This is a genomic window from Streptomyces sp. A2-16 (genome assembly GCF_018128905.1).
Taxonomy (GTDB): Bacteria; Actinomycetota; Actinomycetes; order Streptomycetales; family Streptomycetaceae; genus Streptomyces.
This window is the reverse complement of the sequence record NZ_CP063808.1, coordinates 5,269,564-5,293,426: the sequence shown is the minus strand read 5'-3', so window position 1 is coordinate 5,293,426 and position 23,863 is coordinate 5,269,564. Positions and strand designations below refer to the sequence as shown.

The 23,863-nt window shown below is 69.0% G+C and carries 24 protein-coding genes and 2 pseudogenes; 15 read left to right on the top strand and 11 right to left on the bottom strand.

Going from position 1 to position 23,863, the window contains the following annotated elements:
* The first annotated feature begins 196 nt into the window (after positions 1-196).
* The 3 genes from IOD14_RS23740 (at position 197) to IOD14_RS23730 (ending at position 3,417) form a co-directional block, all read left to right on the top strand.
* Positions 197-1,900, top strand: coding sequence for a glycosyltransferase family A protein (locus IOD14_RS23740; RefSeq protein ID WP_123986832.1), 1,704 nt, complete (start codon positions 197-199; stop codon positions 1,898-1,900).
* A 274-nt stretch (positions 1,901-2,174) separates the two neighbouring features.
* Positions 2,175-2,330: a DUF6131 family protein gene (locus tag IOD14_RS23735; protein WP_148094998.1), complete on the top strand. Its 156-nt coding sequence runs from the start codon at positions 2,175-2,177 to the stop codon at positions 2,328-2,330.
* Between the two features lie 247 nt (positions 2,331-2,577).
* Positions 2,578-3,417 carry an RNA polymerase sigma factor SigF gene (locus IOD14_RS23730; protein WP_123986831.1) on the top strand — a complete coding sequence of 280 codons (840 nt, stop codon included), beginning with the start codon at positions 2,578-2,580 and terminating at the stop codon, positions 3,415-3,417.
* Positions 3,418-3,498: 81 nt separating this feature from the next.
* On the opposite strand, the gene IOD14_RS23725 is transcribed toward IOD14_RS23730, so the two are convergent.
* A complete protein-coding gene (locus tag IOD14_RS23725; protein ID WP_174269035.1) occupies positions 3,499-4,431 on the bottom strand; it encodes a LysR family transcriptional regulator in 933 nt (310 codons plus the stop codon).
* Positions 4,432-4,892: 461 nt separating this feature from the next.
* Between IOD14_RS23725 and IOD14_RS23720 the strand changes: the two genes are divergently transcribed.
* Positions 4,893-5,786 (top strand): helix-turn-helix domain-containing protein, encoded by an 894-nt coding sequence (locus IOD14_RS23720; protein WP_249126042.1) that lies wholly within the window; start codon positions 4,893-4,895, stop codon positions 5,784-5,786.
* A gap of 490 nt (positions 5,787-6,276) precedes the next feature.
* Here IOD14_RS23720 and IOD14_RS23715 read toward each other — a convergent pair whose 3' ends face one another.
* The gene (locus IOD14_RS23715) at positions 6,277-6,624 is read right to left on the bottom strand and encodes an SH3 domain-containing protein (RefSeq protein ID WP_212671463.1); all 348 of its coding nucleotides are present in this window, start codon (positions 6,622-6,624) and stop codon (positions 6,277-6,279) included.
* A gap of 265 nt (positions 6,625-6,889) precedes the next feature.
* On the opposite strand from IOD14_RS23715, the gene IOD14_RS44500 reads away from it, so the two are divergent.
* The 5 genes and pseudogenes from IOD14_RS44500 to IOD14_RS44495 all read left to right on the top strand — a co-directional run.
* The gene (locus IOD14_RS44500) at positions 6,890-7,081 is read left to right on the top strand and encodes an immunity 51 family protein (protein WP_249126041.1); all 192 of its coding nucleotides are present in this window, start codon (positions 6,890-6,892) and stop codon (positions 7,079-7,081) included.
* 188 nt (positions 7,082-7,269) lie between these two features.
* Positions 7,270-7,509, top strand: coding sequence for a hypothetical protein (locus IOD14_RS23705; RefSeq protein WP_249126040.1), 240 nt, complete (start codon positions 7,270-7,272; stop codon positions 7,507-7,509).
* Positions 7,510-7,723: 214 nt separating this feature from the next.
* On the top strand, positions 7,724-8,608 hold the full coding sequence (locus IOD14_RS23700; protein ID WP_212671462.1) for a nuclease: 885 nt from the start codon (positions 7,724-7,726) through the stop codon (positions 8,606-8,608).
* A gap of 103 nt (positions 8,609-8,711) precedes the next feature.
* Positions 8,712-9,035 (top strand): hypothetical protein, encoded by a 324-nt coding sequence (locus tag IOD14_RS23695; RefSeq protein ID WP_123986825.1) that lies wholly within the window; start codon positions 8,712-8,714, stop codon positions 9,033-9,035.
* Positions 9,036-9,071: 36 nt separating this feature from the next.
* A pseudogene (locus tag IOD14_RS44495) lies at positions 9,072-9,164 on the top strand (ADP-ribosylglycohydrolase family protein); the annotation flags it as partial.
* A 399-nt stretch (positions 9,165-9,563) separates the two neighbouring features.
* Here the strand turns inward: IOD14_RS44495 and IOD14_RS23690 are convergent.
* Positions 9,564-9,772: pseudogene (locus IOD14_RS23690) on the bottom strand (helix-turn-helix domain-containing protein); the annotation flags it as partial.
* Positions 9,773-9,838: 66 nt separating this feature from the next.
* A complete protein-coding gene (locus IOD14_RS23685) occupies positions 9,839-11,230 on the bottom strand; it encodes an aminotransferase class V-fold PLP-dependent enzyme (RefSeq protein WP_212671461.1) in 1,392 nt (463 codons plus the stop codon).
* A 101-nt stretch (positions 11,231-11,331) separates the two neighbouring features.
* Between IOD14_RS23685 and IOD14_RS23680 the strand changes: the two genes are divergently transcribed.
* The 3 genes from IOD14_RS23680 to infA all read left to right on the top strand — a co-directional run bounded on the left by IOD14_RS23680 (position 11,332) and on the right by infA (position 13,065).
* A complete protein-coding gene (locus tag IOD14_RS23680) occupies positions 11,332-11,799 on the top strand; it encodes an Lrp/AsnC family transcriptional regulator (RefSeq protein ID WP_212671460.1) in 468 nt (155 codons plus the stop codon).
* A 253-nt stretch (positions 11,800-12,052) separates the two neighbouring features.
* Positions 12,053-12,844 (top strand): GNAT family N-acetyltransferase, encoded by a 792-nt coding sequence (locus IOD14_RS23675; protein WP_212671459.1) that lies wholly within the window; start codon positions 12,053-12,055, stop codon positions 12,842-12,844.
* On the top strand, positions 12,841-13,065 hold the full coding sequence (infA, locus tag IOD14_RS23670; protein ID WP_123758744.1) for a translation initiation factor IF-1: 225 nt from the start codon (positions 12,841-12,843) through the stop codon (positions 13,063-13,065). The genes IOD14_RS23675 and infA overlap by 4 nt, the downstream gene beginning before the upstream one ends.
* Before the next feature lie 83 nt (positions 13,066-13,148).
* Here infA and vanX read toward each other — a convergent pair whose 3' ends face one another.
* From vanX to vanH, 3 genes are read right to left on the bottom strand one after another with little or no spacing between them, the layout of a single operon-like run.
* A complete protein-coding gene (gene vanX / locus IOD14_RS23665) occupies positions 13,149-13,757 on the bottom strand; it encodes a D-Ala-D-Ala dipeptidase VanX (protein ID WP_212671458.1) in 609 nt (202 codons plus the stop codon).
* Positions 13,754-14,794 carry a D-alanine--(R)-lactate ligase gene (gene vanA, locus IOD14_RS23660; RefSeq protein WP_212671457.1) on the bottom strand — a complete coding sequence of 347 codons (1,041 nt, stop codon included), beginning with the start codon at positions 14,792-14,794 and terminating at the stop codon, positions 13,754-13,756. Before vanA ends, vanX begins: the two co-directional genes overlap by 4 nt.
* A complete protein-coding gene (vanH, locus tag IOD14_RS23655; RefSeq protein WP_212671456.1) occupies positions 14,787-15,800 on the bottom strand; it encodes a D-lactate dehydrogenase VanH in 1,014 nt (337 codons plus the stop codon). Before vanH ends, vanA begins: the two co-directional genes overlap by 8 nt.
* A gap of 159 nt (positions 15,801-15,959) precedes the next feature.
* Between vanH and murF the strand changes: the two genes are divergently transcribed.
* Positions 15,960-17,303: a UDP-N-acetylmuramoyl-tripeptide--D-alanyl-D-alanine ligase gene (gene murF / locus IOD14_RS23650; RefSeq protein ID WP_212671455.1), complete on the top strand. Its 1,344-nt coding sequence runs from the start codon at positions 15,960-15,962 to the stop codon at positions 17,301-17,303.
* 147 nt (positions 17,304-17,450) lie between these two features.
* Here the strand turns inward: murF and IOD14_RS23645 are convergent, their stop codons facing one another.
* The gene (locus IOD14_RS23645; protein WP_212671454.1) at positions 17,451-18,068 is read right to left on the bottom strand and encodes an HAD-IA family hydrolase; all 618 of its coding nucleotides are present in this window, start codon (positions 18,066-18,068) and stop codon (positions 17,451-17,453) included.
* A gap of 141 nt (positions 18,069-18,209) precedes the next feature.
* Entirely contained in the window at positions 18,210-18,998 is a 789-nt protein-coding gene (locus IOD14_RS23640) for a class I SAM-dependent methyltransferase (RefSeq protein ID WP_212673375.1), read from the bottom strand.
* Positions 18,999-19,125: 127 nt separating this feature from the next.
* Here IOD14_RS23640 and IOD14_RS23635 point away from each other — a divergent pair, with 127 nt between their 5' ends.
* Positions 19,126-20,016 carry an aminoglycoside phosphotransferase family protein gene (locus tag IOD14_RS23635; protein ID WP_123986814.1) on the top strand — a complete coding sequence of 297 codons (891 nt, stop codon included), beginning with the start codon at positions 19,126-19,128 and terminating at the stop codon, positions 20,014-20,016.
* 241 nt (positions 20,017-20,257) lie between these two features.
* On the opposite strand, the gene IOD14_RS23630 is transcribed toward IOD14_RS23635, so the two are convergent.
* A complete protein-coding gene (locus IOD14_RS23630; RefSeq protein WP_212671453.1) occupies positions 20,258-21,499 on the bottom strand; it encodes an MFS transporter in 1,242 nt (413 codons plus the stop codon).
* A 139-nt stretch (positions 21,500-21,638) separates the two neighbouring features.
* Between IOD14_RS23630 and IOD14_RS23625 the strand changes: the two genes are divergently transcribed.
* Positions 21,639-22,574, top strand: coding sequence for a LysR family transcriptional regulator (locus IOD14_RS23625; RefSeq protein ID WP_212671452.1), 936 nt, complete (start codon positions 21,639-21,641; stop codon positions 22,572-22,574).
* 84 nt (positions 22,575-22,658) lie between these two features.
* On the opposite strand, the gene IOD14_RS23620 is transcribed toward IOD14_RS23625, so the two are convergent.
* On the bottom strand, positions 22,659-23,807 hold the full coding sequence (locus IOD14_RS23620; RefSeq protein ID WP_212671451.1) for a peptidoglycan bridge formation glycyltransferase FemA/FemB family protein: 1,149 nt from the start codon (positions 23,805-23,807) through the stop codon (positions 22,659-22,661).
* Positions 23,808-23,863 lie beyond the last annotated feature (56 nt).

The window sequence follows — 23,863 nt, the reverse complement described above, 5'->3', positions numbered from 1 at the left end:
TGCCATTGCGTAGCCGAAGCCGGCACGGCGGTTTACCGCGCTTGCCTCGGAGTTGACCCGGCAAGCACGGCACGCGGAGAAAGGCAATCCTTGAAGGCTGTCGTGGATTGTTTCGCGTGGGACAACCTTTGCCAGAGTCTGAACGTCCAAAGAACAACAGGAGACAACAACGTGGTCTCCGCTGGGGGGAGCGTTCATGCTCAAAGTGAGCATCGTGGTGCCCGTTTACAACGCGGGCCGATACATAGACATCTGTGCGCCGTCACTCTTACGTCAGTCCTTGGGGGAGGGCGCGTACGAAATCATCTACGTCGACGACGGATCGACCGACGACTCCCCGCAGCGGCTCGACGAGTTGGCCGCCAGGCACGCGCACGTACGGGTGATCCACCAGGAGAACTCCGGCTGGCCCGGCAAGCCGCGCAACGTCGGCATCCGGGAGGCCCGCGGGGAGTACGTCCAATTCGTCGACCAGGACGACGAGTTGACCCCGGAGGCCCTGGAGCACCTGCACCGGCTGGCCACCCGCAACGGCTCCGACATCGTCCTAGGCAAGGTCATCGGCACCATGCAGGGGCCCAGCAACGTCTTCAAGCGCACCGTGGAGCGCTGCACGGTCGAGGACGCGCCCCTCATGGAGAGCCTCACCCCGCACAAGATGTTCCGCCGCGACTTCCTGCTCGCCCACGACATCCGGTTCCCCGAGGGCCCGGTGCGGCTGGAGGACCAGCTCTTCATGGTCCGCGCCTACGTGCGCGCCAAGACGGTCTCGATCCTCGCCGACCACCCTTGCTACATATGGAAGCGCCGGGACGACGGAGGCAACAACAGCAGCCGCGGCACCACTCCGGAGGAGTATTACGGTCACCTGCGCGAGGTCGTCGAGGCCATCAAGGAGGGCACCCGGCCGGGCCCGCTGCAGAACCACCTGCTGCGCCGCTCCTACCGCGTCGAACTCCTGCGCCCGGTGAACGAACCGCGCGTCCTGCAGCGCACCGGCAAGAATCTCGAGCGCCACTTCGACGTCGTGCGCCGTATGGCGCTGGAGGCATACCCGCCCGGTGTCCGCGACGGCCTGCCCGCCCTCACCCGACTCCGGGCGCACCTGCTGGAGGAGGGCCATCTGGACTCCCTCGTCGAACTCGCCCGCCGCACCCGGGGCATCAGGCCCGAGGTCACCGTCGACGACATTCGCTGGCGCGACGGAAAACTCCATGTCACCACCACGATCGGCATGCGCCGCGCCGACGGTGAGCCCCTCGCCCTCGTCGAGCGCTACGGCCGTATGCTCCTCGACCCCGAGCTGCTGTCCGGCATCGAGGGCGCCGAGGGCTGGGAAGCCCCGCACCCCCTCGGTCACGCCTACGGCGAGCTCCTGGTCCACGACACGACCCGCGACCTGTGGTGGTACCCGGACATGGATCTGATCCCGCGTACCCAGCCGCTCGGCGGTGGCCGCCACCGCGTCGTGCTCACCGGCGAAACGGTCGTCGACCCCCTCACCCTGGCCGGTGGGCGTTCGTTGGAACCGGGCGCGTACGTGGTGTGGGCGAGCGCCCAACTCCTCGGCGTGGGCCGTCGGGCGAGGGTGACACGGTCGGAGGACGCGTCGCGCGACGCCGGCTCGGGGCTTGCGCTCGGCGGACTCGGCTTCGGCTCGGTCAAGGTCGGAACCCCGCCCCACCTGGTGATCCCGACGTGGGGCGGCCCGGGCGGCCAACTCCGTCTCTCCGTCCGCCCACCGGGCCGGACCACACTCCCGCACCGCATCTACCTGCGCACCACATCGGCCCCACCCATCCGCCGGGCGGCCGTCACGGTCCTGCACCGCCTCCCCCCGGACGTCCGCGGCCGCGCCAAGAAACTGGCACGCAGGGCAGATCCCTGGAGCGGCGGCTGAGAGACGCCGGGAGGGCGGAGAGGGGCGCCGACCCTCTCCGCCCGGTACTCCCCACTGACCGCCACGGCGCGTGGTGATCGCTCGGCGACATCGTCCGCCACAGCGGCCTCGCAGGCGGATTTCCGGCCCATTCCGGGGCTGGGGCGGCCCGAGCCGATGATCCGTCGAACGAAACCCGTACCGATGACGCGGAGGACTCCAACGAGGGTGGGTGATGTTGCCGCTTCGGGGCATTCGGGAGGTGACAAGGTCAGCTCACCCGAGGAGGCACAACATGATCGCGCTCGGCATCATCCTGCTTGTCGTCGGTTTTCTCACCGGCATATCGATCCTGTGGACGCTGGGGATCATCCTGGCCGTGGTCGGCGTCGTCTTCTGGATCATGGGATCCATGGGGCACGCGGTCGCCGGCCGACGTCACTATTGGTGACCGCGGCTGTCCTCGAGCGGAGCCTGACACAGGCATGCGACGACGGCTGGGCCTGCCGAGGAAGAACCCCGGCGGCCCGGCCGTCGTGCGTCTCCCCGCACGCGTGGTCGGCGCAGCTCCTCGGTACTCCGGAACCGGCATCGAGGTTTTCGCATGTGCGTGCATGTGTGCTCCGGGTCGGGGTACATGGCCGGTCGTCGATCAGCGGGTCGGCTGATGCGAGGCCGACACAGTGGAGGGGTACATCATGGCGACGAGCGTGCGGACTGCCGGACGGACGGAGGCTCTGCCGGAGATCACCGACCCGTCCCAGGTGGCACCCAAGGACGCACGAGAGCTGTCGAAGCTGTTCTTCGAGCAGCTCGCGGTGCTGGAGGAGGGCACGCCCGAGTACCAGTACGCGCGCAACACGCTGATCGAGATGAACATGTCCCTGGTCCGCTACGCGGCCGGCCGGTTCCGCAGCCGCGGTCCGGAGGAGATGGAGGACATCGTCCAGGTCGGCATGATCGGCCTGATCAAGGCGATCGACCGGTTCGAGCTGACCCGCGAGGTCGAGTTCACCTCCTTCGCCGTCCCCTACATCGTCGGTGAGATCAAGCGGTTCTTCCGCGACACCTCCTGGGCGGTCCACGTGCCCCGGCGTCTGCAGGAAGCCCGGGTGCAACTGGCCCGCGCGAGCGAGGAGCTGAGCAGCCGACTGGGCCGGACGCCGACCACCCGCGAACTGTCCGAGCTGATGAGCCTGCCCGAGGAGGAGATCGTGGAGGCGCGGCTGGCCTCCAACGGGTACAGGTCGGCCTCCCTGGACGCGGCGATCGGCGGCAGCGAGGACGGTGAGAGCGTGCTCGCGGACTTCATCGGCAAGCAGGATCCGGCGCTCGGCCTGGTCGAGGACTTCCACGCCCTCGCGCCGATGATCGCCGAACTGGACGAACGCGACCGCAGGATCATCCACTGGCGCTTCGTCGAGGAACTCACCCAGGCCCAGATCGCGGAACACCTCGGCATCTCCCAGATGCACGTCTCCCGCCTGATCACCCGGATCCTGACCCGCCTGCGGGAGGGCATGCTCAGCAGCCACTGAGCGCTGAGGACCCCGGCGCGCGGGGACGGTCCGGAGCCGGGACACGGCCCGGCCGTCCCCGCCGTTGTGCCGGACCTTCGGTCAGTGCTCCGGTTGCTGCGTCGAGCGGGCCGCCGCCCGCAGGGCACGGACGGCGGGCAGGTCACGGTTGGCCGGGAGCCACGCGAGGAAGGACACGGACTCACCGAGCTCGGGGACGTCCACGTAGACGAGCCCCGGGCGCGGATAGAGGCGGCGCGCCGAAGCGGGGAGGAAGGTGATGGCCCGCTTCTGCAGGACGGCGAGGACCATGGCCTCGGTGTCCCGGACCACAGGTCCGTAGCGGACGGGAGTTCCGTCGGGCCGGGGATTGACGGTGAGGTGGTCCCACCATGTGCGGGGCACCTCGCGTGGCATGTCGACGACCATGCGGTCCTCGAGCTGAGCCAGCGTCAACGTCGCCTCCCCGGCCAGGGGATCATCGGCGGCCAAGCACACCACCCGGGATTCCGTGGCCAGTTGAAGGCTCTGGAACCCCGAGGGCAGCGGCCCGCGCAGGAAGGCCGCGTCGACCTCGCCGCCGGCCAGCGAGTCGAACTGCTGGATGAAGCCGAGGTTGCGCACCTCGACCTCGAGGTGCGGATGCTGCTCCCGCAGCCGGGCGAGAACCGCGCCGGCGTGCGGCATGGCGGCCTCGGCGCCGAGTGACCCGATCCGCAGTCGTCCGGTCATCGCCCCGGCGTGCGAGTCGGCGACCCGCAGCAGCCGGTCCAGCCCTTCGACGACAGCCCTGGACTCCTCGGCGACCGCACGTCCCGCGGGTGTCAGTCGTACGCCCCCGCCCCCGCGTTCGATCAACGAGACGCCCAGGCGCTCCTCCAGCGCACGGATCTGCTGGCTGAGCGCGGGCTGGGAGATGAACGTACGCGCGGCGGCCCGCCCGAAGTGCAGTTCCTCCGCCATCACCAGCAGGAGGCGCAGTTGGTGAATGCTCGGCTCGCGCAGGCGCTGCCCGCGCCTGTCCCCGGCAACCATAGAGACAAGGTTATCGAACCATCGACTTCTCCTCCCCGATGTGTCACTGGCGCGGGCGCCCTGTCGCGGGTGAGCATGGCGGGGCGAGACCGGCACCGCTTCGCAGTCCGACCAACTGCGAAGAATCAGGGGGAAGTTCCACGTGTCGTACTGTCGTACCCCACATGACGGATGTGGTGGACAAGCCCGCTTCCGATGCGGCACGGGTGTGAGCCCGGAGCGTTCCTCCAGCCGTACGGCGATGGCCTGCGCCGCGCACAGCGCCGTGCGCGATCACGAGTTCGCAGGCACGCCCGCGGCACACGACCGCGCGCTCGACGAGACCGTCGGGCGGAGGCCGACAACCCGCAACGCCCATCGGGAAAGAGGCATCCTTGCTCCGCTTGCATTTCACTGCCGACGACCTGAAGAGAGTTCGGCTCCTGCGCAGCCCCGACCCCACGTGGGAGATCATCTGCAGCATGTGCCGACTGAAGACCGACGAGGGGCGGACGGCGTTCGGTACGTGGCGCAGTTCGACACGCAGCAGACTGCACCACGACGAGAGACTGCGCGCGGCTCTGTTCCCGCTGCGCGGGCTGGTACCCAGCGTCGGCTACATCCCGGACTTCCTGACCCCCACTACCACCACCGACGGCCTGCCCGCGGCGCTGGAGAGCATCCGCGCGACCTCGCGCAGTGCGGTCACCCACCAGCTGACCCTGCTGGACGCGGGGCAGCGCAAGGCCGGCAGACCGGGCACGACACCACGTCCCGACGACACCGACCCTTCCCTGATCGCCGGGGCTCTGGAGACGTACTTCGAGACGACGTTACGGCCGCACTGGCCACGTATGCGCGCGGCGGTGGGCGCCGATGTCGACGCACGCACCAGGGCGTTGCTCGACGGCGGCGTCCAGGAGCTCTTCGACGGTCTCGCGCCGCTCGCACGGTGGCGGGATCCGGTCCTCGAGGTGGACTACCCGGTCGACCGGGACGTGGCACTGAACGGCCGGGGGCTGCTCCTCGTCCCGTCCTACTTCTGCTGGCGACGCCCGACGGCCCTGGCCGACTCCGCCCTCCCGCCCACCCTGGTCTACCCGGTGGCCAAACAGCCCTTGGAGCCGACTCAGACGTGGGGGACGGGAGCCGCCCGCCTGCTCGGCCGCACACGTGCCGCCATCCTGTCCGCCGTCGCCCGCCGGGACGGTCGCACCTCCTCGGACGTCGCTCACGCGGTCGGCGTCGCGCAGTCCAGCATCTCCTACCAGATCGCGGTCCTGCGCGAGAGCGGTCTGGTCAGCAGCCACCGCACGGGAAAGTGCGTCATCCACACGGCCACGCCGCTCGGTCTGCGCATCCTCGACGCCGGCTGATCACCGAGTGGTGCGCTCGGGAAACACTTCGGGCGTGCTCGAAAGGCCGGCACGTCGCTGTCCCCGTTGGTCATCGTGCACAACGACAGGCCGAACCGCAGCCGTTCGAGCGGCCACGGTTCACAGGGGGATGCCGACACAGGAGACATCGCGTGCTCGCTTCGATCCGAACAGCGTCCAAAGCGGCTCGCATGACAGCGGTCGCCGTCGCGGCGGTCGCCGCGACGGTGGCGCTGCCGACGAGCGCCGTGGCCCAGACGCCCGCGCCGTCGTCAGCGTCCCTGGTCTGCTTCGTCAACGGGGACGGTGTACGCATCCACTCACAGCCGAACGCGTCGTCCACGGTGCTGGGGCCGGCCTACTCCGGTGACAACTGGGTCGAGAGCGCGGGCAGCAACCGCGACCTACGCACACGGCACGGACGCCCGTACCGGAGTGTCCGGGTACATCACCTGGTCCTGTCTGCGCCACTGCTACGAGTGAGACCGGGTCAGTCGCGGTAGTAGGACAGGTACTGAGTGGCCGCCCAGCCGTCGACCCCGGTCGTGAAGTCGTAGATGTGGGCGAAGGCGTTCTGGACCTCGCCGCAGTACCAGCCGACGGTGTGACTGCGGTAGCCGAGCCCCTTGACGCCGCAACTGGTGCTGGGGCACGAGCGAATGCGGACACCGTCCGCGAGGAACATCGCGCCGCCCGACGGCTCGTCGGCGGGGGAGGCCCGGTGAGTGACCGCACCGGAGGTGTGCGCAGCGGCCTGCGGCGCGGCGGCCAGCACGGGTACGACGGTCAGCGCCGCTGCGACGGTGCCGATGCGCATCATGCGGTTCACGGTCTTCACGCCCGCCTCGCCCTTCGGGGAAATGGCCGGCCACCGGTCCGGGCCAACCGATTCGCCGATCCGGCCTGCATTTCCCCCTCATCCTGCTCAGGCCGTGGCGAGCGGCGAAGCACTTCGAGTCGCATCGAAGAGATGGCGCCGGCACTGAAGCTCCATGACCTCGACGGCGAACACTCGCTGACGTTGGATGTTGGTGGGCCAGGCTGCTGATGCCGCAGGAGCCGAAGCAGGGCACGAGCCGAACGGGTACTTCTGGGAGGGTCTCGTGCGGTTCGCCTGGCCGGACATCGCTGAACGCCTCGACTTCGACAGTGAGGCCGGCATGTTGTGCGCGGTCGGGAGTCCAAGTGACTTCGCGCGACTCAAGGCGGCCGTTGCGCCAGTCATCACGAGCCCCGAGGCAGTTCGCGACATCATCGCCCGGGCGGAGACTTCGGGCTTCGAGTTCGACGACTAGAGCTCCAACCCACCGGTCAGGAAGCCCCGTTCGGTCAGACTGCTGCGGTGAGTGGGCGTCCGCCCCAGCGGACGCCCTTTTGCCGACGACTTCGAGAGGCGCCTCGCGGTACGTCACCGTGATCGATTTCGAAGAGCCCCCGGACGGGTACCAGTGGTCGAACCTCACCAGTCGGCAAAGGAGTTCAGATGCATCTGCGCAAGCGTGTGCTGGCCCTGGTGTTCGTGGCCACTGCGGCCTTCACCGCCCTCGGACCGCAGGCCATGGCCGCCCCCATGCCCTGGGAGACCAGCAAGACCCCCGCAGCCGTCACCCATCACTCCTCCACGGCGGCCGGCGAGCGCGGCACGGTCACGTGCTGTGTGTCCCTCCCTGCTACCAGTAGACAGCCGCGCTCTGAACCCATGCCGGAACCGACGAGGCGGTGACTCTCGAAGGCACGTACATCGGCTATGCGGGCGGGTGTGCGACGCCCAGTTACTGGCGCCAGAGGGGTTCGCGGGCGGCGTCGCGGTCCTGCATGTCGGCAGGCGTCACCATGATCATAAGCAGGGTCCCAGCGCGGGATCTGCATGCGACGCCAAGCCGAGCACCCTGTGTCATCATTGGACACATAGAGTGATGTCCGTCAAGGGAGTCGCCATGCCTATGCTGCTCATCAAGGGCTCGTTCAAGGTGTCGGAGAAGGCCAAGCCGGACGGCGACACCATCTCGTTCATCCCGGACAACGTGGCCGACTGGAAGCTCGTACCCGGTAGCAAACCGATCCTGCCCGCCGCCGACGGCCACGCCAACATCCGGCTCGAAGGTGTCGACGCGCTGGAGACTCACTACGGGGGCAACTACGGATCGGACCAACACCAGCCGATCGGCCTCGCCCACCAGGCCGCTGACGAACTGCTGACGTTCCTCGGTTTCACCAGCATCGTCCGCAAGCCGGACGAGACCGTCACCCTCACCCCCGCCAGCGTGCCCGGCTTCATCCTCACCCGAGGCTCCGACGTCTACGGCCGCTGCGTGGCCCTGGTCGGCCGCGGCACCCCGCCCGGGTGCAGCGGCTACGAGATCAACGTCGGTGACGCCCTGCTGAAGAAGACCGCCAACCACCACCTGCTCTCGCTCGGCCTGGCCTACCCGACCTTCTACACCGGCTTTCCCGTCTCCCTGCGCACGGCCCTCGCCGCCGCCGCCCAGCAGGCCCGTCAGTCCACACCGCCGCTGGGCGTGTGGGCCAAGGACGTCACGCAGTCCGGAGTGAAGATCACCGGAATGGCCTCGCTCACGGCCGACGACGGAGCGGTCATCCTCCCGAAGCTGTTCCGCCGGCTGAAGGAATACCTGGACCTCAACCCCACAAGCCCGTCCCTGGCCTGCCTCACCTCCTACCTGGGCGGAGGCGCCGACAAGTTCCACATGCCGCCGACCTCCAAGGAGATCACCGGCCTGCAACACGCCATCGAGATCACCAACGGCAACACCGTGAGGATGACCCACCAGCCCGAAGAGATCATCTTCGTCGAAAAGTAGACGGCCGGAGCCGACCGGCCATGACCTGCGCGGAGGTGCCGTGACGGATCCACGAACGATCCTGTGGCAGGCGCGTCAAGGTCCCGTGCCACGGGAGTGGCGCGTGTTCACCAAGAGGCGGGGCGCGCTGTCCGGCTTCTTCCGCGGGACGTCGAACGATCCGGACCCGCTGCTGGTGATCACGCCGGACGGCTCCGTCGAGTACATCAGCGAACGCAAGCCGCTGACGATCGTCGTCTTCCAGGACCTGGCCGGCATGAAGCTACGCGTGGCCAGTACCGATTCGTCGGCTGCCGTCTCCACCTGGGTCGACCTGCGCTACCTCGACGGCAGCAAGTCGAAGTGGCGGTCCGGCTTTGGTCTGGAGGCGGTCCAAGGGTTCATCGAGGCTTACGGCGCCCACAAGGCACTTCGCGGCTACGCGTGAGTCCCGAAGCGTGCCGTCCCATCGGCACGACGGTGCGGTGACGAGATGTGCGGAGACGGTGGCTGGGACCGCGAGGCCACCGACGCCACGCAGATGGCCGTCCTGGTCGCGGAGTCACTGCTGGGGCGGGGACTGGATTCTTCGGCCGAAGGACATCGGCCTGCGGACCAAGGCGCGCTTTGACCTGCTGGAGGTCGTAGGCTCCCTGCTGCTTTTCGGCGGCAGCCTGCTGAGTTGCATGGTGGGGGAATCCTGGTTGTGGCCCGGCCTCGCAGGCTTCCCGCTCCTGGCCGCTGTCCACGCCGTGAAGGGCGTCCACCGACTCCGCACCCGCCGCCACTCCACGGCCTGATCGAAACGTCGGGGACGGCCTGCGTCGTTGCTTGCTGACGGTTCGTCCGTTGAGTCAGTATGACTGCCCATCTCGCGGTCGGCGGGATAGACCTGACCGTAGGCCCGTCGACGTCTGCCAAGTCCTCGGTCTCGGCTGACCGCTGGGACGGGCCCTGGTACCGGGTCGACCTCGCCGACCGGTCGTGCGGTGGCCGTCGCGATGACGAAATCCTCGTCTTCATCGCTGAGTTGGCGGGACGGCCTCCCGCCCACTGAGGGTCCAGGCGGGCCGGGCCGATCTCGTTGAAGCGGTGGATCACGTCCCGGACGGTGTCCTCGTCGGTCTGCACAAGCTGGGCGATCGCCGGCACCCGGTTCCCGCCCGACGAGGCCAGCAGCATCATCGCCCGCCGGTAACGCACCGAACTGGTGCTGCCCCGGCGCACGATCTGATGAATGCGGGCACAGCACTAGCGCAGCGTGTCCAGCACGTGGATGACGTCGGCGGCACGGGTGTCCGGGTTGACGAAGGCCATCCGCAGGACCGTGGTGTCGTTCCACCGGGTCGGCACGCACAGCATGGCGCCCGTCTGGGCGACCCGGGCAGACCAGGACGCGTAGTCCTGAGGGCTCCAGCCAGGGCGCTCGAAGAGGAGCACGGACAGGTGGGGGTCGATGGTCAGGCGCAGATGATCACTGGTGCGGATGGCGTCGGCGACCAGACGACTGGTGGTCAGCGTCTGTTCCACGGCACGCGCGTACCGGTCGGTTCCGTGGACCGCCAGGCTGAACCAGAACGGCAGCCCACGGGCCCGGCGGCTGAGATGGAGGGCCAGGTCCGCCGGATTGTGGACGTCCCGGTCGATGGCGTCGAGATAGTGCGCCGACTGACTGTGCGCCGCACGCGCCGCCGCGGGGTCCCGGTACAGCAGCGCGCAGCAGTCGTACGGGGCGAAGAGCCACTTGTGCGGATCGACGATGAAGCTGTCTGCCCGCTCGATGCCGCTGTAGAGGTGTCGCACGCTGGGCGCGGCGAGGCCCGCGCCGCCGTAGGCGCCGTCGATGTGCAGCCACACACGGTGGCGTTCACACGCGTCGGCGATGCCCTCGATGTCGTCGACGAGACCGGCGTTGGTGGTTCCGGCGGTCGCCACCACCGCGAACACGCCGTCCACCGAGTCCAGCGCAGCGCTCACGGCGGCTCCGGTGAGGCGTCCCCGTCGGTCCACGGCTGCGGTGACGACCTCGACGTCCATCGCCTGAGCCGCGGTTCTGATGGAGGAGTGGGCACTGTCGGCGCACACGATCTTCCAGCCGTCCGTCGGACGGGACCGGAGTGCGGCGGCAGCGGTGCGCGCCGCGACGAGGGCCGACAGGTTGCCCGAGGTGCCCCCGCTGACGAAGCATCCCGCCGAGGTGTCCGGCCAGCCGAGCAGCTTGGTGAGCCAGGCCAGGGCCTCGTTCTCGGCGTGGATGGCACCCGCCCCGGCCTCCCAGGTGCCCGCGAAGATGTTGGCCGCGCCGGTGACGGCTTCGAAGGCGAGCGCGGCCCGGGTGGGGGCCGCGGGGATGTAGGCGAGGTTCGTCACCGCGTTCTGGGCCCGGGTGGCCGGTGCCAGGACCCGGTCGAAGAGTTTGAGGGCCGCCTCGCCGCCGATTCCCCAGGGCGTGATGGCCGTACCGGCCGCGAGGGCGAGGTCGGCGGCGGACCGGGCACCCGACACCGGATCGGGAGCCCGGGTGAGGCGCCGCCAGGCGTAGTTCACGGCAGCCGCCACGACCTCGTCCTCATCGCCCCACACCCGGTTGTCGACGTGGGGCGGCCTGCTCACTGACATGTTGCTGCGTTGCGCGTTCTGCATGGCCAGAACGTAAGGAGGCGCAGCAGTATGCGCAATATGCAGAAGATTATGTGATCAGAATGCTCAAAAGAGAGAGGTAGTGGCGTGGCATACTGTGCACCATGCGAAACATCGACGCCCTCGACTCCCGGATCCTGCTGGCGCTCGACGCGGACCCCCGGGCCACGACGGTCGCGCTGGCCGATCGGCTCGGCCTGGCCCGCAACACCGTGCAGGCTCGACTGAAGCGACTGGAAGAGGACGGACGGCTGCGAGAGCCCAGCCGGCGCGTGGACCCCGCGGCCCTCGGCCGTCCACTGCTGGCCCTGATCACGCTGTCGATCAGCCAGCGGGTGGGACATCCCACCCAGGAAGCGATCCTGCGCATCCCCGAGGTCGTCGAGCTGCTCGTCACCACCGGCGACGGCGATCTGCTCGCCCGAGTGGTCGCCCGCGACACCGAGGACCTGCACCGCATCACCAACCTGCTGCTGGAGGCACCCGGCGTCGTCCGCTCCAACACCACCATCGTCCTGTTGGAGGTGCAGCCGTTCAGCGTCCGGTCGCTGTTGGAGCAGAGCGCCGGCTGAAGGAGCGGCACCGGGGCTGCGCCGTCAGGCAGGGGTTCGGGAATCCGCTTCGCTCGCGAGGTCGTGGAAAAGGGTTTGGGTGCGGCAACTCCCCGCTGCTACGGTCCTGATGGACCGTGAAGTCGTTGTCTGGAGGTGAGCCCCGTGAACACAGTTACCCGTGGGTGCTCCCTCATCCCGTCACGGTCCGGCGGCTGACGTTCGGTGTCGCCAGGAGCGCCTGAGATCGAGGCACTCCTGGAGGGAGACTCCGATGAACACACAGCCTTTCACTTCCGGCCTGAGCGAGCACGCCGTGCTGATCACGCGCATCGCGGACAGGCAATGGCATGCACTGGACGACGACCTGGTCGTCGGCCGTGGACATGCGCAACACCGGGCCGACGGACGGTTGTTCGTCAGCATCGACGCCTGGCACGACACCGCCTTCGACCGGCTCGCCGAGGCCATGCTGGCCCACCTGCCGGCGCCGCTGTACACGGTGGTCGACGAAGCCGACGTCGAGCTGACGGCGGCCTGGCACCGGGCCGGGTTCACGTTCCGGCGCCGAGAGTGGGAGTACGTCGTTCCCACCGACCCACAGGTCACGGGGCTCGACGAGGTCATGCCGCCGCCGGGCGTGACGATCGTGCCCGCCGGTCAGGCGTACGAGGACCCGCTGCGGGCGGTGGACCGCGCGATCCGAGACGAGGTCGAGGCGACCGTCGGGTGGGCGTCGATGCCCGCGGAGGTGATTCCCTTCCCCGAGGGGGACACCATCGTCGACCCGTCGAAGTACGCGGTGGCCGCGGCGCCGGACCGCTATCTCGGCCTGATCCGCGTGGTGACGGTGATCCGGCCGCGCATCGGGCTGATCGCGGTCCGGGCCGGCGAGCGGCGCCGCGGCATCGCGCGGGCACTGCTGGCCCACGCCTTGGGAACCCTGCACGACTCCGGGTTCACCGGGGCCTGGGTGGAAGTCCAGGAGTCCAATCGAGCGGCCGCGGCGCTGTTCGAGAGCATCGGCGCCCAGCCGGTCAGCAGCAACCTGGAGCTGGTGCGATGACCAAGCACAAGAACGTCATCGAAGTCGAGGGCAGGGTCGTCGAGTGCCTGCGCAGCGCCATGTTCACCGTGGAGCTCGAGAACGGCCACCAGGTCCTCGCGCACATCAGTGGGAAGATCCGCAAGAACTACATCAAGATCATGCTGGAGGACCGGGTACTGGTGGAGCTTCCGCCGTACGACCTGACACGCGGCCGGATCGTGTTCCGGTACCGGAACTAGCGGCGGTCGGCGCCCTGCGCGGCAACTGATTCCGGGCTCTCCGGTCACGGCGTTTCCGTGACCGGAGAGCTGCCGTACGGGTGCTACTCGATCGGGAAATCGAAGTAGGTGTCCGGATAGGGTTCGCCCTCCAGCGTGTAGTGCCACCACTCGCGTGCGTACGCCCTGAATCCGCAGTCCTCCATGATGGCGCGCAGGCAGGCACGGTTGCGCGCTTCGACGTGCCCGATCCCCGTCGCCCCATGATGGGAGAGGGAATCCATGAGGTCGTGACCGCCACCCATGGCGGCGAGTTCGCCGGTGTCCAGGTGATACAGCGTCACATCCACTGTGCTGCCCCGGCTGTGGCCCGACCTGGCGGCCACGTATCCCCGGTCGAACATGTCGGCCCTGCCGATCCTCGGGTAGTGCCGTGACTTGGTCCGGCCGTCCTCCGGCTGCTGCGACCAGCGCACGAAGCAGTTCACCGCGCGCTGGGGACGGTAGCCGTCCCACAGCAGCAGGCCGAAGCCGAGGGATCGCGCCTTGCCCCGGGCCTTGTCCAGCGCCGCGCACAAGGCCCTGGTGCCGACTATGCGATTCGCCAGGTAGCCGTCCACCGGCTTGCCGGTGAAGTTGTCCCAGGTCGCGTACTTGGCATCCCAGCGTATTCCGGGGACGAGGTCGTCCACGAAGGCGAAGTCCTCGTTCATCGAGGCTCCCGTGCCAGTGCCAGGGACACCAGTCGGTCGATCACTTCCGTGAGCGGCAGGTTCGCGGCCGCCATCATCCTCGGGTAGCGGCTGTACGAGGTCATGCCCGGAAAGGTGTTGACCTCGTTGAGCACGACTTCGCCGTCCTCCTTGAGGAACATGTCCACCCGCGACAGCCCCCGGCACCCGAGGGCGCGGTAGACGGCCTTCGCCCTCTCCACGACGAGCGCGCGCGACTCCTCCGGAATGTCGGCGGGCACGATCGCCGCGGAGTTGTCGGATCCCGTCTCCGGCTGATCCTCCTGGTGGATCCTGAAGAATCCGTGCGAGAGCGCGATGTGGTCCACCTGCCCCGCTGTCAGGTTCGTCTCGTCCCCGAGAAGGGCGCAGCCGATCTCGCTGCCGACGACGGCCTCTTCGATCAGCACCTTCGAGTCGTACTGCCGGGCGGTCTCCACCGCCCCCGCGAGTTCGTCCTCCCCGGACACCTTGCTGACGCCGAAGGACGACCCCGAACGGGCCGGCTTCACGAAGACGGGGTAGGTGATCCGCTCGGGATCGATTTTCTCGTCCGCCATGACCGTCCAGTGATTCGGCGTGGGAATACCTGCGTTCGCGGCGACGAGGTAGGTGAGGGACTTGTCCAGGCAGAGCGCGGAACTCTGGATGTCACAGCCGACGTAGGGGATGCCGGAGAGCTCGAGGAGCCCCTGTATCGCACCGTCCTCGCCGAACCTGCCGTGGAGCACCGGCAGTACGACGTCCAGAGTGATCCTCTCGTACCGCCCCTGCTCCAGGACGAGCAGTCCGGGCTCGCTCCGGTCCGGTGACAGCGCGACCGGGCGGCGGTTGTTCTGCTCCCAGTCCGTGTCGGGCCCGTCGCACAGCCTCCACTCGCCGCTGCGCGTGATCCCGATGAAGTACGGCTCGTACTTCTCGACGTCGAGGTTCCGCGCGATCTCCCGCGCGGACTTGACGGAGACCGGGTGCTCCTCGGAGCAGCCGCCGAACACGATGCCGACCTTCAGCCTAGCCATGCTGATTCCTTCTCTCGAATTCCAGGCAGTTGATGATGGAGTTCTCGACCGTGTCGATCAGGGCGTGCTCCGTGTAGTACGCCGTGTGCGGGGTGATGAGCACGTTCGGCATCTCCTGCAGCCGCAGCAGTGCCTTGCTTTCGATGTGCCTGTTGCGGCAGTCGGAGTAGAAGATTCCTTCTTCTCCCTCGACGACATCCAGCGCCGCACCGCCCAGGCGGCCGCTTTCCAGCGCCGCGACGAGGGCTTGGGTATCGATCAGGGGACCGCGTCCGGTGTTGATGACGAAGGCGCCGTCCTTCATCCCGTCGATGCGCCGACGGTCGAGGAGGTGATGCGTGTCCGTGGTGAGCGGTGCGTGGAGCGTCACGATGTCGCTCAGCCGCAGCAATTCGTCGAGGGAAACGTATCCGTTAGATGTCCTGGGGCGACGGTCATGGAAAAGGATCCGACTGCCGAAGCCCTTGAGCCTTTCCACGACCGCCGTGCCGATACGCCCTGTTCCCACGACTCCGATGGTCAGGTCGCGCAGTTCCTTGCCGCGTACCTCGTGCAGTCGGTAGTCGTGGCGGTCCGAGCGGCGGACGGTGGTCTTCGCGTTCCGTACCGCCATCAGCATCAGCATCAGGGTGTAGTCGGCCACGCTGTCGGGCGAGTAGGCGACATTCTCGACCGAGATGCCGATACCGGCCGCGTATTCCACATCGATGTGGTTGCAGCCGATGCTCCGCGTGGAGATGTATTCGACGCCTGCTCGACGGAGAGCGAGAAGTGTGGAACGGGTGATCCGGGTTTTGTGGCCTACGCTGATGCATCGATTCCCGGCAGCCAGGCCGGTATTCGCCTCCGATACCGCCGAGTCCGTGATGGTGGTGCTGACGCCGAAGCGGAGTGCCTTCTCCCGGAACAGAGTCGCCTCGTCCGGCCCGCATCCGTAGACGGTGATACCCGTTGCCGGGGACAGGGTGCATCCGGCCGCCCCTCGGGCTGATTCGCTGTGGGTCATGGAGACAGCCAAGGCGAGGTCGTGTTGCCGGGGCGTATGCGGTTTTGGATACGCCGACGATATGCAACTGGCCGCTAGCGTCGGGCACATGGCTACGTTGATTGCCCAACCGATTCCGTTTTTCCGGAAGCCTTTCTCTCAGAACTGCGAGATCCCGGCATGATTCCGCTCAGTGCTGGTGAGATCGCCGCCATTGCCGGCGGGACGATCTCGGGAGACGAATCCGTCACGGTGACCGCGCCGGCCGTGCTCGACAGCAGGCGGGCCGAACCGGGCAGCCTCTTCGTCGCCTTCACGGGGGAGCACGTCGACGGTCACGACTACGCCGAGCAGGCGGGCCGGGCCGGCGCCGTGGCCGTACTCGGCTCCCGGCCCACGCCGCTGCCCACCATCGTCGTCGAGGACGCACAGGCCGCGCTGCAGACGCTCGCCGCCCACGTCGTGGGCCGGCTGCGCGAACGGCTGACGGTCTTCGGGGTGACCGGCTCGCAGGGCAAGACCAGTACCAAGGACTTGCTGGCGGCCGTGCTGTCGAGCACTGCGCCGACGATCGCCACGTTCGGCTCGTTCAACAACGAACTCGGTGTGCCGCTCACCATGCTGCGCGCCGACGCCACCACGCGGTTCCTCGTCCTGGAGATGGGAGCCCGCCACATCGGCGACATCGCCGAACTCACCGGCCTGGTCGCCCCCGACGTCGCCGTCGTCCTCGGCGTCGGCCAGGCCCACCTCGGTTCGTTCGGTTCGCGCGGGGCCATCGCCAAGGCCAAGGGTGAACTCGTGCGAGGGCTGGCGCCCGGCGGCACCGCCGTCCTCAACGCGGACGATCCCCGGGTGGTCGCGATGCGCGCGCTCACCGACGGTCCGGTGCTGACCTTCGGCCGGGCGGAGCACGCCGATGTGCGGGTGCGCGGCCTGTCTCTGGACTCGCTCGGCCGACCGTCCTTCACCCTGCGGACCGTCGACGCCTTGCATCCCGTGGCGCTTCCGCACGTGGGCGCCCACCAGGCGCTCAATGCGTCGGCCGCCGCGGCCGCGGGTCTGCGGGCCGGCGTACCCCTCGACACGGCCGCAACGGCGCTGGCCACCGCCCCGCTGTCGAAGTGGCGCCTGGAACCGCGTGACCTCGCCGGCGGAGCGACACTGCTCAACGACTCCTACAACGCCAACCCCGACTCGACCCGCGCGGCCCTGGACGCGCTGGCCGCGATCGCGGGCGGACGCCGCATCGCCGTCCTCGGCGAGATGCTCGAACTCGGCCACGTCAGCGACGCCGAGCACCACGCCGTCGGACAGTACGCCGCCCACCGGGCCGACGTGGTGGTCTCGATCGGCAAGACCGCGCTGTCGATCGCCGACGGTGCGGGCGAGCGCGGGGTGGCACTGGCCGACAACAGCGCGGCCGTCGACTGGTTGCGCGACCACCTGGCCGCCGACGATGTGGTGCTCGTCAAGGGGTCCCGAGGAGCACGCCTGGACGAGGTGGCCGCCGCGCTCAGGTAGGTCGGCGAGGCGAGCCGGAGAAACGGCGTCGCAGTCGCCGTACCGTCGAAGGTGCGGGCGTCAGGCTCTCCGGGCGGGCGAGGCCATGCGCGTGTTCGGACGCGTGGCAAGGGTGGGTGACGGACGGGTGATGGTGCGCCGCATCGGTCAGCTCAGCAGCGGCGCGACAGCGGCCCGCAGTTGTTCGATGCCCCGGAAGTGCAGGCCCGCCGCGCCGGCCGCCTGAGCTGCCCTGACATGACCAGCGGTGTCATCGACGAACAGACACCGCGTGAGGTCGGCTCCGGCTCGCCGGGCGGCTGTGTCGAAGACGCGTCGGTCCGGCTTGGCCACCCCGATCCGGGCTGTGTTGACCACTGCGTCGAACGCCTCGTCCAGCCCGATCGCGGCGAGATATGCCTCCAACCTGGTGGTCGCGTTGGAGACCAGGACCACGGGCACCCTCGTGCGGAGCGCGCCGAGCACATCCACGACGTCGGGGTCGACCCGGCCGGTGAGCTTGCTCCATCTCGCGACCAACTCCCTTGCCCGACCCGGTGATCCGCAGACCGGGGTCAGGTCCTGGGCGACTCGGTCACGCCATTGCTCGTCGCTCAGACAACCCGTGACGGCTGCCTGGAGCAACTCGCCCTCGAACGCGGCCTGCGCCAACGTGCCCTCGGGCAGGCCCCAGGCCCTGTCCAGTGCGTTCATCCCGTCGGGATCCCACAGGTGCACGACTCCGTCGAAGTCGCACAGCACCGCGTCGAACGGCAGCGTGTCCATGGGCGGCGATCATGCCATCTGCCGGATCAACCGCCAACGCCGTGCAGAATGACGGCTTCGGCATTGACGGTTACGGCGCCTGTCGCCCATTGCCCGTCCGCCACCACTCCGACATGCCGTCACCAAGCGATCCAACACCCTTCAGTCGGCCTGCAGGACGAAGAACAGGAAGCACAAGAAGCGCGTCTTCGTGGCGATGGCCTCGGGGAACAGTTGGCGGGCGGAGGGATCGGGCTCGGGCTCGCTGATGGCCGTGATCCGGAAGCCGGCTCCGGTGAAGGCTTCGATCATCGCGTGCAGTGGCCTGTGCCAGATGCTCATCAGTGCGGTGTGGCCGCCCATGGTCCACTCTTCGGTCCAGTTGGTGGTGTCGAAGTAGTCGTACTCGGCCTCGCGGCCGGCCTGGCGGTGCATGAGGTTGATCGCAAAGGGATGGTCGACGGACGCGATCAGCCGGCCGCCCGGCTTGAGCACGCGCCGAAGCTCGGCCAGTGCCGGTCCCCAGTCCTCCAGGTAGTGCAGCACCAGTGAGGCGACCGCATCGTCGAACGTGTCATCGGGATAGGGCAGCGGGCCGTCCAGGTCCGCCACCTTCAGGTCCGCACCGTCGCCGAGCCGCCGCCGGGCCAGCTCCAGCATCCCGGCACTCGCATCGAAGCCGCTCACGACGGCGCCACGGTCGCGCAGCGCGGCGAACAGGGGCCCGGAGCCGCAGCCGACGTCGAGGATCCGTCGGCCGGTCACCTCTCCGGCGAGGGCCAGCATCGCAGGCCGCTCGTAGTGGGCGTTGATGAGGTTGGCTTCATTCTCGGCCGTGTACGCCTCGGCGAAACTGCTGTAGTCGTTGACCTTCGGTGGATCCACATTCACAGGGGACGGCGGCGTGAGCCCGGTGGAACTCGCTTTCTCCTGGTGCTCGTTGGAGATCATGGTGCGGGAGACGTGCACTGCATCCGTTCGGTTCCTGGTCGCCCCGACCGGGCTCGCGGCTTTGAAGATCCAACAAGCGGTTCGTTCAAGCGTCGCGGCCACCGTCGCCTCAGTACTGTGACTTCGCATGACCGACACCGAGATCACCGCAGACCTGGTTCGCGACCTGCTGCGGGAGCAGCATCCAGACCTTGCGGGGCTGGCCGTCCGTGAGGTGGCGGGGGGCTGGGGCAACCAAATGTGGCGCCTCGGGGACGAGTTGGCGGTGCGCATGCAGCGCATGGACCCCACCCCGGAACTCCAGCTCAAGGAGCGGCGGTGGCTACCCGTGCTGGCCCCGCGCCTACCGCTCCCGGTGCCGACCCCGGTGCGGTTCGGCGAACCCTCCGCGCGCTTCCCCAAGCACTGGACGGTGATGACGTGGGTCGACGGCGAGCCCCTCGACCACGGCACGATCACCCGCGGCGCCCACGCTGCCGACACGCTGGCGGGCTTCCTGCGCGCACTCCATGTGGAGGCACCCGCCGAGGCGCCGATCGCCGCGGACCGCGGTGGCCATCCGAGGAACTGCACGGACGGCTTCGAGAACTTCCTCCAGGCCGTCGTCCTCGACGACATCGCCGCCGATGTCCGGGCCGTCTGGGACGACGCCGTCGCGGCCGACGCGTGGGAGGGCCCGCGGGTGTGGGTGCACGGCGACCTCCATCCCGCGAACGTCGTCGTCTCGGACGGCACGCTCTCGGGCATCGTCGACTTCGGTGACATGTTCGCCGGCGACCCGGCGTGGGACCTCGCCGCCGCATGGGTGCTGCTGCCCGCGGGCACGGCCTCACGGTTCTTCGACACGTACGAGCATGCGGACGAGGCAGCGATCCGGCGCGCTCGCGGGCTTGCCGCGATGAAGAGCCTCTTCCTGATGCTCATGGGGCAGAACGGAGATCGGGGCCTTCCCGGCGGCAAGCCGCACTGGGGACCTGCGGGCCGGGCGGCGCTTGATCGGGTCCTGAAGGGTGTCTGATACGCGCTGCCCCGCCTCCGGGTGGGCTTCGCGGGCCTGCACGTTCTCGCCGGTGGCCGGTGGCCGGTGGCCGGTGGCCGGTGGCAAGCTGCGGCCGTCGGGGCGGGTCGGGGCAGGGCGAAGGAGCGAGCCCCTGGGCCCTCGGCGGTGACGTGGTGCTCGCGCAGCCGCTGGTTCAGGTCGACGCGGACATGCACCGAGGGCCCGACGGCGGTCCGCGGGCGGGGCACGTCGCGGTGCCTCACTGGCTGCGAGACAGTTCCGGCTCGTGCTGCGCCGTCCTGCCCTGTCGGGGAAGCAGGAGCGGTGTGGCCAGGACGAGCAGTCCTGTGACCGTGAGCGCGGTGCGCGGGCCGGTGGCGTCGGCGAGCAGTCCGGCGAGTGCGGTGAGGACGGCGATGGACGCTTGCGAGCCGATCGACCAGGCCGTCAGGGTGCGGGCGACGAGATGCTTGGGGGTCTGTTCCAGCCGGTACGTGGCGAGCACCGGGCTGTACAGGCTCATGTTGATGATGATCGCCAGCTCGACGGCCATCACGGTGACGAGGCCGACGACGCCGGGACGGACGAAGGCAAGCCCGATCAGCCAGACGGCGCGCAGGCTGCCCACGATCCGGAAGACCCACTGCCGGCCGAAGCGGGCCACTACGCGGCCGGCCAGCCTGGAGCCGATGAGTCCGCCGAGGCAGGGGACGGCGAAGGCGAGGGCGTACTGCCAGGGCGGGAACCCGAGCCGGCGAAGCAGGAGCACCGCCAGCAGCGGCTCGGTGGCCATGATCAGGCCGGCGACGAGCATCTGATTGAGGTAGAGCGAGCGCAGAACCGGATGGCCCATGATGTGTCGCCAGCCGTCGAGCAGCGCACCCGGCCGGACCAGGCTCCGGTCGGTCGTTCGCGGCGCTTCTCCCTGACCGCGGATCGCGGTGATGCCCAATGCGGAGAGCAGGTAGCTGAGCGCGTCGGCCACCACGGTGGTGACCGGTCCGAACACGCCGATCGCGGCCCCGCCCAGCGGTGGCCCGATCGCGATGGAGCTCCAGTTCGTGGACTCGAACCGCGCGTTGGCGACGAGCAGGTCATCCGGTCGTACGAGGGCCTTGAGGTAGGCGCCGCCTGCCGCGCTGAAGGCGATCTTGGCTGCGGCGACCACGGCCGAGACCACGAGCAGTTGGACGAAGCCGAGCCGTCCGAAGGCGTAGGCGACGGGGATCGTCGCCATGACCGCGAACCGGGCCAGGTCCATGATGATCATGACCGGGCGCTTGGGCCGGGACTCCACCCACGGCGCGAGCGGCACCGCGATCAGCGCGCCCACCGCGGGCCCCACCGCGGACAGTGCGGACACCTGGGCGGGTCCGGCATGCAGCACGAGAACGGCGATCAGCGGCAGCGCCCCGAACCCCAGCCCGGACCCGTAGGCGCTCACCGCGTACGACGCCCACAGCCAGCCGAACTTTCGGCCCAACCGTCTCCTGCCCACCATGCTCAGCGCACTCTCCTCGGTTCCCGTGCGAACAAGCCGACGTTGGCCGAGGAGAGCCAAGCGGACAGAACAACAGCAGGTCAAACAACCGGTCGGGCGGCAGTTCACAACCGCTGGTTGTTCACTAGGGTGGGTCGCCGTGGATCTCGAAGCAGTACGCACCTTCGTCGCAGTCGCGGAGGCGGGCCAGTTCCAGAAGGCCGCCACCGACCTTTCGATCACCCAGCAGGCCGTCTCCAAGCGCATCGCCGCGTTGGAGCGCACCCTTGGTGTGCGGCTGTTCACCCGCGCCCCACGCGGCGCCGAGCTCACCATCGACGGTCAGGCGTTCCTGCCCCACGCACGCGAGCTGCTGAGGGTCGCCGAACGTGCGGGCGCGTCCGTGCGCCCCGGCCGCCGTCCGCTTCGCGTCGACGTGCTCGCCTCGCGCAGCGCGCAGTCCCATCTGATGCGCGGTTTCCACCGGGCACATCCCGAGATCGACCTCGACGTGATGATGCTGTTCGACATCGAGACGGCCGTCGCAGCGATTCTCTCCGGTGCGATCGACGCGTCCTTCCGGGCCGTCGCTGCGCCTGGTCGACCCCTTCCCGAGGACATCGAGTCCGTCCGGGTCCTCGACGAGCCGCTTCAGCTGCTCACCGGCCCCGCCCATGCTCTGGCGGACGCCCGATCGCTGACCGTCGCCCAGCTCACCAGGCACCGGATCTGGATGCCCGGCATCGCCCCCGGTACCGAGTGGGGCGCCTACTACGACGACCTCGTCGGCGAGTTCGGCCTCACCATCGAGGTGACCGGTCCCAACTTCGGCTCCGACGCGCTCCTCGACACCATCGCCGACACCCCGGCCCTGGCCACGTTCATGGGCGAGCACACCCGCCTCATCTGGCCCGTCGACCACGGTCTGCGCCGCATCCCGGTGACCGATCCGACGCCTGTCTACCCGCACTCGCTCCTCTGGCACCGCGACAACCCCCACCCGGCACTGGCCACCCTCCGTGCCCACCTCGCCGCCACGGGAGCCGGCCGCGACGCCGCCGGGACCTGGGCTCCGGGGTGGGTGCTTCCCCACTGAGCCTTGCGCCGCACACCCATCGCCTGTGACCGGGCAGCTGCACCGGCTAGGTCCAGCTCCTCGATGCTCACTCCGAGGATCCGTTCATCGCCCGCGCCGCGTGATGTAGAGGTCGAAGGCCCGGTAGACCAACGGCCGCAGCGGCAGGTCCCATTCGCCGACGTACCTCACCGCGCGACCGCCGGTGCCGACCTTGAACTGGATCAGCCCGGCATGCGGGTCGTCGGGGTCGAGGGTGGGGGTGATGCCACGCAGGTCGTAGATGTCGCAGCCGGAGGCCAGGGAATCCCGGATCATCGCCCACTGGCAGGCGTTGGAGCCGCGCACTTCGCGCTTCTCGGTGGAGGAGGCGCCGTAGGCGTACCACGCGTGGGTGCCGACGCGGATCAGGATGGTGGCGGCGACCAGGTCTCCCTGGTGACGGGCCAGGTAGAGCCTGATCCGCTCGGGGTCCTCCGCTTCGAGCGCCGCGAACATGGTCTCGAAGTAGCGCAGCGGCCGGGGTGTGAAGCGGTCGCGCTCGGCGGTGTGGAGGTAGAGGTCGTGGAAGGCCTTGAGGTCCTCACCGGTCGTGACCTCGACTCCCGCCCTGGCCGCCTTCTTGATGTTGCGACGCCACAGCTGGTTCATGCTCCGAAGCAGGTCGTCCTCGGTTCTCCCGGCCAGTGGAACCTCGTACTTGAACTGAGGATGCCCGACCCCGAAGCCGTCCTGCGGGCTCTGCGGCAACCAGCCGGCGTCCCTCAGCCGGCTGGTCACACGGGCCCCGACCGGGTCGGCCCACTGCCCGGACAACTCGGTGAGCCTGTTCACGCCCGGGTCGGCGATGCCCTCCTTGATCTGGGCGGCGCTCCAGGTGTCCGTGCGCACCGGCGGGCCGAGCCGGATCGCGAAGGCGCCGTGGGCCTTGAGACGGGCCGCCAGGGGGTCGAGCCACGCGTCGATGTCGCCGGTCCAGTCGATGACCGGACCCTCGGCGAGATAGGCCAGTGTGAAGCGCTCGAGCCGCGGCACCGGTCGGTGCAGGACGAGCCCGGCACCGACCAGCCGCCCACCGTCGAACCAGCCGAGGGACTCGCCGCCCCACTCGGTCTTCACGTGAGCCCACGCCGGGGTCTGCAGGAAGCTGACCGAACGCTGTGTCCGCACGAAGTCCAGGTGCGCGGCAGCGCTGATCGGGCCTACCGTCAGGCTCCCGCCCACGGCCCTTGGGCGGGACTCGGTCCGACTCACTGGCCCGCCGTCCTCACACCGACGTTCCGGGACGGTACGCCGATGCACCTGGGGTA